The organism is Niastella sp., assembly GCF_045805085.1.
Lineage (GTDB): Bacteria > Bacteroidota > Bacteroidia > Chitinophagales > Chitinophagaceae > Niastella.
Genome location: NZ_JBJMLX010000234.1, coordinates 1 through 10,491 on the forward strand (window position 1 = coordinate 1; position 10,491 = coordinate 10,491).

Annotated in this window: 8 protein-coding genes; 2 read left to right on the top strand and 6 right to left on the bottom strand. The window is 44.0% G+C overall.

The window, feature by feature from the left end:
• The 4 genes from ACJ751_RS11940 to ACJ751_RS11955 form a co-directional block, all read right to left on the bottom strand.
• A partial coding sequence (locus ACJ751_RS11940; RefSeq protein WP_407745722.1) for a SusC/RagA family TonB-linked outer membrane protein occupies positions 1-3,127 on the bottom strand: 3,127 nt, incomplete at its 3' end.
• A gap of 428 nt (positions 3,128-3,555) precedes the next feature.
• Entirely contained in the window at positions 3,556-4,749 is a 1,194-nt protein-coding gene (locus ACJ751_RS11945; RefSeq protein ID WP_407745723.1) for a FecR family protein, read from the bottom strand.
• Between the two features lie 220 nt (positions 4,750-4,969).
• Complete coding sequence (locus ACJ751_RS11950; RefSeq protein ID WP_407745724.1) at positions 4,970-5,614, bottom strand: RNA polymerase sigma-70 factor; 645 nt, start codon at positions 5,612-5,614, stop codon at positions 4,970-4,972.
• Between the two features lie 345 nt (positions 5,615-5,959).
• Complete coding sequence (locus ACJ751_RS11955; RefSeq protein ID WP_407745725.1) at positions 5,960-6,769, bottom strand: MBL fold metallo-hydrolase; 810 nt, start codon at positions 6,767-6,769, stop codon at positions 5,960-5,962.
• A 422-nt stretch (positions 6,770-7,191) separates the two neighbouring features.
• Between ACJ751_RS11955 and ACJ751_RS11960 the strand changes: the two genes are divergently transcribed.
• Together ACJ751_RS11960 and ACJ751_RS11965 are read left to right on the top strand one after the other, a co-directional pair.
• Positions 7,192-8,019, top strand: a complete 828-nt coding sequence (locus ACJ751_RS11960; protein ID WP_407745726.1) for an MOSC domain-containing protein — start codon at positions 7,192-7,194, stop codon at positions 8,017-8,019.
• Positions 8,020-8,160: 141 nt separating this feature from the next.
• The gene (locus tag ACJ751_RS11965; RefSeq protein ID WP_407745727.1) at positions 8,161-8,382 is read left to right on the top strand and encodes a hypothetical protein; all 222 of its coding nucleotides are present in this window, start codon (positions 8,161-8,163) and stop codon (positions 8,380-8,382) included.
• A gap of 556 nt (positions 8,383-8,938) precedes the next feature.
• On the opposite strand, the gene ACJ751_RS11970 is transcribed toward ACJ751_RS11965, so the two are convergent.
• Positions 8,939-10,012 (bottom strand): PorP/SprF family type IX secretion system membrane protein, encoded by a 1,074-nt coding sequence (locus tag ACJ751_RS11970; protein ID WP_407745728.1) that lies wholly within the window; start codon positions 10,010-10,012, stop codon positions 8,939-8,941.
• A 193-nt stretch (positions 10,013-10,205) separates the two neighbouring features.
• On the bottom strand, positions 10,206-10,491 hold a 286-nt coding region (locus tag ACJ751_RS11975; RefSeq protein WP_407745729.1), incomplete at its 5' end, for a gliding motility-associated C-terminal domain-containing protein.

Below are 10,491 nucleotides of genomic sequence, written 5' to 3' on the forward strand. Positions count from 1 at the left end.
CATCGCCCGGTTTTTGCCACCGTTGTTCATAATCCGGGTGACCTGGCCCCGGGCCATAGAACAGGTTATAATAATTTATGGAAGGTCTTCTGAAATAATAACCCATTTTCCAGGTAATGGCAAAAGACAGTTCCACCTGTTTATAGCTGAAATTATTACGCAGGCTTCCAAAATAAACCGGGTTGGCCGGGCCTCTGTAGATGAGATCAGAAAGATCTGATGAATTAATTATGGCGCTGTAATTGTTACTGGTTGCCTTATTAATATAACCACGTGGATCCCCGGTATTCGGGTCAAGCCCCATCCATTTTAAACTGAACACAGAATAAAGCGGTTTGCCTCTTAGGGGATTCATATAAAGTGGATCGCAATAATACCACACGGCGCTTTGTTGTACTTTATAATTGGTGACCTTATCGGCGGTATAGCTAAACAACAAGGTACTGATCCATTTAAACTGCTTGTTGATGTTTTTGGAGCGGAGCATGATGTCTACACCATTACCCTTCATATCGGCGGTATTTCCCCTGAATTGGGTAACCCCGGTAGTAGGGTCAAGCGCACTGTTACCAATAAGATCAATTCCTTTACGGGTATAATATTCCAGGCTGCCTTCTATAATACTTTTCCCTGTAGCAAAATCTACCCCGAAATTGATCATATGATTTTTTTCCCAACGTAGTGAGGGATTCGGTGGGTTATCAATAGAGGCAGATAACATGTTGTAAGTATTTGCCGCATCTATGCTTGCTGTAGTAAAGGCCGATACGGTTCTGTCAACGTTGCCTTTGTACCCATCGGTGATACGTAATTTTAAAAAAGGTAACCAGCCTAATGTATAGAAGTGTTCCTGGTTCAATTCCCAACTAACGCCTATCGACCAAAGTGGCACCCCCTTTTGGTTGGTTTTTACGCCAAACAGGTTCGATTCATCTTTGCGGGCGCTGGCAGATAATATATACCTTCTTTGAAAAATATATTTTGCGTTCAGGTAGTAAGAAACAAAATTATCTGCCTGGGAACGGCTGCTATTCAGGTAATCGATCTTTTTAATAGAAGCAGGTGATTGAAATAAGGGGAATTGATTCTCATAGTCGATAGGAAAAAGGTTAGGTAAACTGTCATTATACCCATAGGTGCGAAGCCCATCATAGTATGTTTTAGTGCCTCTGACTTCTGCACCTGCCAATGCGGTTATCTGGTGATACTGCGTATGATTTCGGTTATACCAGTTGGTATTATAATTTAACTGGGTACGAACATTATGTGTCTCATACTCAACAGAATTCTGGTCAAGTATCCCTCCTAACGGGATATGCCTGATTAGCCGGCCTGCCGTGTCAGGCTCGGTGTATTGGTTTATAAGATTTCGGGTATAATAGGTCTGCTGGCTGTAAAAATTCTCTGCGTCAACAAAACCTTTACTATACTGATACAGCACTGATGCATTTAAACCTTTGAAAAGGGCGTATTTCACATCTGCATTGATCCGGTAGTCGGTTGTCTTTGATGTATTATTGCTGAATCTCAGCTCATCATAAGGTCTGTAGTTCCAGTCTAAAAGATAGGTTTTGGCTATGGGATCTTTGCTTACACTGTCTTTAAATGTCTGCCTGATATCGGCAGGTACCGTTGTCGCATTTCCATTTTCATCTACCAGCTTAAGATAAGGATAAGAAGGGATCGACGCTCTGGTATTATTATTATGGGCTTTTCCTTCAGTATAAATAATACCCGTGTTTAGCTCAAGCTTCTTTTTTAACCAGGAAAACGAATTGTTGGCGGTAAGAGTTAACCGGTCATATTCATTCCTTACCAGGTTATTGAGGTTCTTATCGTACCCCACCGACAGGTAATAATTGTTATTAGCGCTACCACCTGTAGCGCTAACGGAATATTGCTGGTTAACGCTCGTACGATAAAAATACTTTTCCAGGTCTTTCCGGGTATTCTGGCCACGCAACAGATTTAATTGTTGTTCAGCTTCGTCGTGTGAGATCTTTTTGTCTCTTTCCTGGATGAGTATTTCCTCTACCGGCGACAGCGCCGGCCGAAGTGGATTTGATTCCTTGATGTTATAAAACCCATTACTGAATAAATACTTCTCTACGTCTATAAAGTCTGAGGAGTTTAAAACTGGTTTGGCATATAGATCGGGTTTCTGGCCTATTGTTACATTGCTGTTTACGGAAAGCCTGAGCGGCTGGTTGAACTTTCCTTTTTTAGTAGTAATTACAATAACACCATTGCCCGAATAAGCGCCCCAGATAGAAGCCGCATCAGCATCTTTTAAGACCGTTATACTTTCAACATCGTTGGGATTAATATTATTGATATCGCCGGTATAGGGGAAATTGTCAACCACAATCAGGGGATTGGCGTTGGCATAAATGGTGCTTCTGCCCCGGATTGCGATGTTGGTCTGATTGGTAGTGGTATTATTGTTTTTGTTGAATATCAGCCCGCTGGTAATGCCTTCCAGCCTGTCTATAACGCTGGTTGAAACCCGGCGGTTCAGTAATTCGTTATCGATTTTTACAAAGGAACCCGGGGTTTTATCTTTTGAAATTTTCTGGTAACCTGTTGAAACAACCTGCACTTTGTTGAGTTCACTCACGTGTTGCTTCAGCCTTACATTCAATTCAGATTCTCCCTGCCAGTTAACCTCCTCGGGTTCGTAATTGACGCTGGTAACAATAATGTTCAATTCAATTTCATCTACGCCGTTTAGTTTGAATTCCCCGTTTTCATTGGTGCTTGTTTGCTGGTTACTGCCTTTTATGGTAATGGTGGCGCCGGGTATGGGTTCGCTCTGCTCATTCAGTATTTTGCCTTTAATATTGACTACTCTTTTACCAATTACGCTTTGCCGGCCCCGCGGAATAACGGTAACGATTTTATCAATTATGGTGTAGGTACAGCTCTGGTACCTGAAAAATTCATCAAGCAGTTGTTCAACGCTGCCGTTGATAAGGTGAATGTTTACCGGCTTTAATTGGGAGGAGATGGAATTGGTATTGAAGATGGTGTAGCCTGCCTGTTTTTCCAATACTTTACGTAAATCGGTAATGGTTACATGCTTTTGGGAGAAAGTGATCTGGGCAAGTGCGGGCGCACTTGTAAGCACACAAGCAATTATTAGAAATGCAGTTATGTGTTTCATAATCAGAACCTCCTACAGTTGCGGAATACCGTCAGAAAAAAACCTTGCTTTGAAACCTTTATAGTGTGTAAAAATAAAAAATAGTCAACCGCATTCTCGAATAAACCGAAATAAGTTGACTAAATACAGGTTTTCCCCTTAGGGGTAACTTCTTACAATATCCGATTGCTAAAATTACACTTTCATCTTGATGGTAGGAAGTATATATAAAAAAAATAAGCCACCTGACTGCGAACCATGAGCGAGTGTGAGCTCATGGTCGCAGGGTAGCTTGTAGCTCAACGCTGGTCCATAACTTTCCATGGAAGAACAGCGTTAGATGTGGTTTAATGATTAACGGGAGAGCAATTATTTTTACCCCTATAAATAGGTGCTTCTTCGTTAACTGTTGATTATGATGTTACTATGATCGTTCTTGCTTTTTCGTTCACCCGTGCCTTTATATTATTGAGATTGAGCAGTTTAATTATGTCTTCGATGGAGCCTGCCCGGGGCAGTTTGCCTTCAAAGACTATATCGGGCTTTTTTCCCTGGTATTCGATGTTTACATCATACCAGCGGGCTATTTGCCGCATAGTATATTCGAGATCGTGGCCACCAACCGGGATAAATCCGTTAGTCCAGCCGATTACATCTTCAGCATCAACATTTTGAACGGAGATGTTGCCTGATCTCAGTTTAGCCTGCTCACCGGGTGATATTGTTTGGAAATTGTTACCGGAGGTTACTTTTACCTTTCCTTCTACCAGGGTTGTTCTGATAGCGCCTTCTTCAGTGTAGGCCATTACGTTAAAATGTGTTCCCAGCACTTCCACTTCGTTTTTGTTTCCGGCAGGGGTATTTATTTTAACGATAAAAGGCGTTTTGGCTACCTGGCCTTTTTGCTGTTTTGACCCGGGTTGAATTTGCGGATTCACTTCAAAATAAGCTTCGCCGGTGAGCTCGACTATTCGCTCGTTCCCGGCGAAGGCTATAGGAAAACGCAATGATGAAGCCGCATTTAACCATACTTTACTTCCGTCAGGTAAAGTGATCTTGTATTCACCACCTCTTGGGGTAGTTACTGTATTATACAAATCCGTTGAATTGGCAGATCCGTCAGCATCCTGCTTCCTGTTATATATTAACCGTCCATCAGTCTTGGTTATCAGCATGTGACCCTGATCGGCCAGGTTCCCGTTCTGCACAGCATTCAGGATGATCGTTGATCCATCGGCCAGGGTCAGTGTGGCTTTATTACCTCCAGGTAGGATCCTGTATTGGGCGCCACTATCAGTTTTATCAGTTTTGGCTGTTTGGCTGGTGGTGTACTGTGTGCTAAAATACCAGCCGCCAAATGAAATAAACAGGATGGCAACAGCTGCAGCAGCTATTTTGCCAACCGGCATTTTGATTGTTTTCTTTTCCGGATAGAGATCTATCAGTTTGGCGCCGCCGTCGATCTTTTGCAGCGTTTTTTTCCAGATAGCTTCACTATCAGCACTTGCATAGAGCCTTAATTTTTCCCGCAGCTCATTTTTATCGGTGATCTGCTTGAAAAAAGCATCATTATGCTCAGCTTCCGCCAGCCATGCTTGAAGTTCCATCTCCTCTTCCGGATTCAGCCTCTCCTCCAGGAACTTCTCTATCAAACTTGTGATTCTATTTACCTTTTCCTGCATAGTTATGGTATTTAAAACTTCAAAGTGGCTTTTTTCACATGGAAGTATCAAGCTCTCTGAGCCTTTAAACCCGTTCTTATATAAAAACAACGAAGGGACGTTTTTGACAAAAAAAACCAAAAAAATAAATCAGAAATGTTGTGGCTCAGTGCATATATAAAAAAGCCATTATGTTTTCGGCGATGCGTTCGGCTTTCGGTTTACAGGCAATTGACCCGTTCAAACACAGGCTTACAAAGACTGCCACCAGTAATCTTTTTTTCAGTAGTTGGATGGCCCTTCTTTTCTGGTTTAAGACATTGCGGGGAGTAATGTGTAGTTTTTCCGCTACCTCGTCGGTGCTGGCATCTTCAAAATAGATGAGTTTGAAAATGGTTTTGCATTTGCTGGGCAGGGTTTCTATCAGTGGGTAGATCTTGCGTAATAATTCGCCCTCTATCATGTCTGTTATAATATCCTGATCATCCTTATCTTTTTGTAAATAGGACAATTCGCTTTGCGAAGCAGTTTTTCTTTGAATATGCCGCAGGTAATTGAGGCTGGCGTTGCGGGTGGCAACAAACAGGAATGCTTTTATGTGTTCTTCGGTCTGAAAAACATCATGGCGTTGCCAAAGTTTTGTAAAGGCTTCAGAAACAATATCTTCAGCCTGCTCTTTATCCTTTACCAATTGTATGGCGCAGGTAAAAAGAATTTTGTTGTAGCTCTCGAAAATAAACCGAAAAGCACTACTGTTCCCTTGATTGAATGCTGCGAGCCAATTATCCTTTTCCAAAAATTTCTTCTTCATCTGGTTTCAATTTATGATCATCTGTATCGGGCCCATATTGGCAACATAGGTTAACAACTCCGGAATTTACCGAAGGCAATAAATGATAAGGTTAATGACTATCAATAAATTGCTAATGGTACAGGAATAACAATCCAGTTTCAATTACGGAGGTTGCTATAATCAGGGCAGTTCGTGGAACCAGAAAAATGCACGTTACCTGCTCCATCCCTAAAGCAACTAACGGCGGGCTGCAAGTTTACAAAAATATATTAAAAATTGACTTAAGTGTTTCCTCTGATTATCTGTTTTTACAGTGAAAAGACGGTATTCCCTATTGTCACCCGATGGTAAAAAATTGGAAGCTCAATAAATGGAGAGGTGGCGGCTGATGGATCTTTCGAAGATGGTGCGGGCGCCCTCGGCAATGTTCATCCATTCAAACGCACCGTACATGGCGTCGAAGGGGAGGGGATGTACCCGTTCGTAGATAAAGTCAATGTCTTTTTTGGGCAGGGGAATATGATTGGGGTAACTATACATAAAGGACATGTGCCGGCGGCTGGGCGCCACGTAAATACTATCACCGGTAAGTAAACAACCTGCCCGGCCATGATCGGGTAAATGTAACACGGTGCTGCCGGGGAAATGCCCCGCTACATGAATGATGCTGATGTTATCCCATAACTTTTTGGCAGGGCCATCCCATAATTCAATATAACCACCGGGGTCCCTGATCCATTCCCGGTCACTGGCATGCAGGTAAATAGGGCAGTCAAAGGCCGTGGCCCAATCCTGCATCAGGCTATAATAATGCGGATGCGAAATAGCGATGGCGCTGATGCCGCCCAGCGATCTGATAAAAGCAATGGTTTGATCGTCGATAAAAGGCACACAATCCCACAATACATTGCCCGATGAAGATAAAACCAAGTGGGCTTTTTGCGCAATGGCGAAGGCTGGTGTTATTCTCAGATCGTATACAGTTGATAGTAAGCGGGAAAACCGGATGGTGCTTTTGGTGGCCAGTTCGTTGTAGCTCGTCCAAACCTGGCCGTTGAAACCCAGGTATTGCCGGTCGTCTGCACAAATTTCGCAAATAGTGGGAATAATAGAAGTGCCGTACCGTACACCGCAGGTGCTGCAAATATTCTTTGCCGAAGGCGAAATAATCATAGAAAAGTATTTGCGTAGAATTGCTGCAATAGACAATCAGACATTTAACCAACGTTAACCGGATCGCACTATAATTATTAATATCAGGGTTTCTGGTAATGCAAAGTTAATACCAGAAATTTTTTGCATTGGAAATCAAGACAAAAGCGTAAAGATCAATCGCAAATTGGTGGAGATAGTTTGTATGTATTTTGCCTAAATGAAATTGACGTTTTTTGCGTATATTTACCATTCACCAAAGAAAAGGAGGTATTCATGAAATCTACAGATCATTCATGGACACTTTCGGTTAGTATCGCCTAACTGGAGTATAGATCCATCAAAATATCTGCTGACAAATGTCAGGGTCCCGACGGTCACCGTCGGGATTTTTTTTTGCCCGGTTTTACCAATTGAACTTGGCAACGTTTTACCTTAGCGTCATGCTTACTATAAGTGAATTATACATCTACCCCATAAAATCATTAGGCGGCATTGCCCTGAACAGCGCTACGCTTACCGACCGTGGTTTTGAACACGATAGAAGATGGATGCTGGTTGACGACAACAACCAGTTCATAACCCAGCGCGAGGTAAATGCCATGGCTTTGTTGAAACCACAGCTCACCGGGCAGGGACTGCTGATCCAAAACAGCCGGATAGCGGGCGAGGAATTACTGGTTCCCTTTGAACCCACGATTACCGGCACTACCATGGTTACGGTATGGAGCAATCATTGCCGTGCCCAACGGGTAAGTGAGGAAGCCGATGCCTGGTTCAGCAAACAGCTGGGCATTTCGTGCAAACTGGTGTACATGCCCGATACCACCAACCGGTTTGTTGACGGTCGTTATGCGCACAATAAAGAGGTCACCAGCTTTTCAGATGGGTTTCCATTGCTGCTGATCGGCCAGGCTTCGCTCGATGATCTGAACAGCCGGTTAGCCACTCCATTGCCCATAAACCGGTTTCGCCCCAATGTTGTATTTACCGGTGGAACGGCTTTCGAGGAAGACACCATGAAACAATTCGAGATCAATGGCATCACATTCTTTTGTGTGAAACCCTGCGCCCGTTGTATAATAACGACGATTGATCAGCAATCAGGTGCGAAAGCAAAGGAGCCGCTTACAACGCTCAGCAGTTATCGTAAGAAGAATAACAAGATCCTTTTTGGCCAGAACCTGTTATACAAAGGCCCTGGAAAAATAACCGTTGGCGACACTATTACCATTCAGGAAAAAGGAGCTGTAGAACTAATACCGGATTAATAACTGTACGCTGGAGGGTTGTTTCTACACGTGAGGAAAAATAGCAACATTGTAGGAGTAAAAAGTGAGATGCATAGCCGAAAAGGGGTGGTCTGTTTTTTATACTATATAAGCCCCTGATAACTACTAAATGCACATCTCATGAAAAGGACAAATAAACAACTCAGTTCCCTGCCGGCCACCATTGAATCCTCAACACTTAGAATGGTTTATAAGAATGAAGAAGTAATTAAAGAGACCCGTACTATTGCTCCCGAAAAAGAAACGACTTCCCTCAAAGCTTCCAACAAACTGTTTGTAAAAGAACCACTTCCCCTGTTTAACGATTACAAGTTCAAAGCAAAGGATCATGATCCTTTGTAAGCCACTGTTAAAGTAACTATTTACAGATTTATTGTTGTGCATCTTTATTGTTGTGCATTCCGGCTGTTCGTGTATGCGAGACGCGCTGGACTGTGCCACAATTTGTTCGACACTTGTTTTGACATGGTCCAGGGCATGTCCCAGACTTCTCCCGGACTTCTCCCACTCTCCACAGGAGAAAGCGGGAAAAACCGGGAGAAGTGTGGGAGAAATCATGGATCAGTCTGCCACGAGGTCTGAACTGGGATTTATGGGATGTTTGGGATGGAACAGTTGGGATATGTCAGACTGTAGCGGAGTGCTCTGGAATACGCTGGGGATGCTCTAAGGGTTGCACTGGAATGCTCTTCAGCCCTAGGGTTCAGTGCAACCCCCAGGCAATATGTAGGCCATTCAGCTACCATTCCGGTACCATTAGGCTACAGGCGTCGCCCCTGAGCAAAGACACAGCTTACCCTTCTTCGCAAATCCTTCGCAAGTTCTTCGCAAATTTGCGAAGAAGCCTACTAGCATTCCCGAAGCATTCTAAAAGCGTTTGCGAAGAAAATAGGCTGTTTTACTGGATGGGACAGGCGCTTTTGCTATTAATGCGTGGTTTGCACGCATTGTTGGCGTCCTGGTTGTAGGTGCTTTGGTCCCACACAAAACCCAGCTCAGAGCTGCCGGTGGTGTAGGAGTACCGGTTCTGACCAATGGGGGCGTCGTGCGCCACACCGGCCCGCACTTTATAGCCATCGCCGCTATGACCTGCGAGATTTATGGAAAGTGTTACAGTAAAGGCATCGTAATTCTGGAAATTTATACTACCGCGGTACCACAATCCTACACTGATGTCGTATTCGTTTTGAGTGATCTCGGTTCCTATCTGAAACGAATTTTGTTTTGCCTGGGCATACACGATACCCGCGATACTATACGACCAGGTTTGATCGGGATTGGTATACGTATACATAGCATTGCCCGACCAGCGAACAGGCAGCTGGCTGCGGAACGAATCGGCTGAATTGGTGAGCGACTCATCGGGCCGGTTTACATGATGGGCGCTACCGCCCAGCAATAACCGGTTGTTATCATTCCAGTTATAATTGAAGAACAAACCCGCAGCAAAGTCAGGATACCATTTACCGCTGTTCACTGCTTTATCGGCCGAGGTTACACTACCGGGAATTATTCCATCCGCACTCAGTTGATCGGCAAACACCAGTTTGCTGTAATCGATACGGCGTTGCACCATCCCAAATTGTATTCCACCGCTGGCGAACCAGCGCGGTTCATCCCCATTTTCAGCAGGCGATAAAGTACCGGAACAAATGGTATAAGAATACGATCCATAAATGCCGGTCTTTTTTAGATAGCCTTCGGTAGAATGGGTGCCCAGCAAACCAAAGCCACCGTGCAGGGAGGGCAGGTATTTATCAACCGATACGGCGCTGTAAGAAATTTGCGAGGGAATGCTCCACCATTGCCGGCGATAAATAGCGCTGAACCGAAGATCATAATCACCAGCCCCCGTAGCCGCCGGATTCAAATAAACCGGCGACAAGAAGGGTTGTGAAAATACCGGGTCCTGCCCCTTTGCGGAGCCGATGATTAATATGGTTGTTAATGCTATTAGGAGATGTTTTATCATTATAATATTGTTAGTCGTGAAACTTGAAAAGGCAAAGGGCAGAGGGCAAAGACCGCAACGCGGCAGGCCTTTATCAACTCCATCAACCCTATCAACCTCCAACTTAATTCCACATAGCCACCTTCTATCTCGTCAACTTGTCAACTCGTCAACTGGTTAACTGGTTAACTGGTCAACTCGTCAACTGATCAACTCACTTCACCACCGTAATAAACCCCGCTTTAACCGCCTTATCACTGTTAGGATAAACCATGCCTTTCCACTCAGTCCCATTCACATATCTCGCCTCTATTTGCCAGCCATAAGTATCCTGTTGAACAAACTGTCCGTTGTAGCGGCCATCCCAGGGTTCACTGGGCGAGCCGTTGGCATCGAGCCGGTTCGTTTCGAATATTTTTTGTCCCCAGGAGTTGAAAATGCGCAAGCGGTATTGCGATAATCCTTTACCCATGGGTAAGAACAGTCGTAATGAGTTGTTA

Excerpts from the sequence above, each read along its gene's own strand:
- ACJ751_RS11945 (WP_407745723.1), bottom strand. The coding sequence starts at position 4,749 with ATGGAACTTCAAGCATGGCTGGCGGAAGCTGAGCATAATGATGCTTTT.
- ACJ751_RS11950 (WP_407745724.1), bottom strand. The coding sequence starts at position 5,614 with ATGAAGAAGAAATTTTTGGAAAAGGATAATTGGCTCGCAGCATTCAAT.
- ACJ751_RS11955 (WP_407745725.1), bottom strand. The coding sequence starts at position 6,769 with ATGATTATTTCGCCTTCGGCAAAGAATATTTGCAGCACCTGCGGTGTA.
- ACJ751_RS11960 (WP_407745726.1), top strand. The coding sequence starts at position 7,192 with ATGCTTACTATAAGTGAATTATACATCTACCCCATAAAATCATTAGGC.
- ACJ751_RS11965 (WP_407745727.1), top strand. The coding sequence starts at position 8,161 with ATGAAAAGGACAAATAAACAACTCAGTTCCCTGCCGGCCACCATTGAA.
- ACJ751_RS11970 (WP_407745728.1), bottom strand. The coding sequence starts at position 10,012 with ATGATAAAACATCTCCTAATAGCATTAACAACCATATTAATCATCGGC.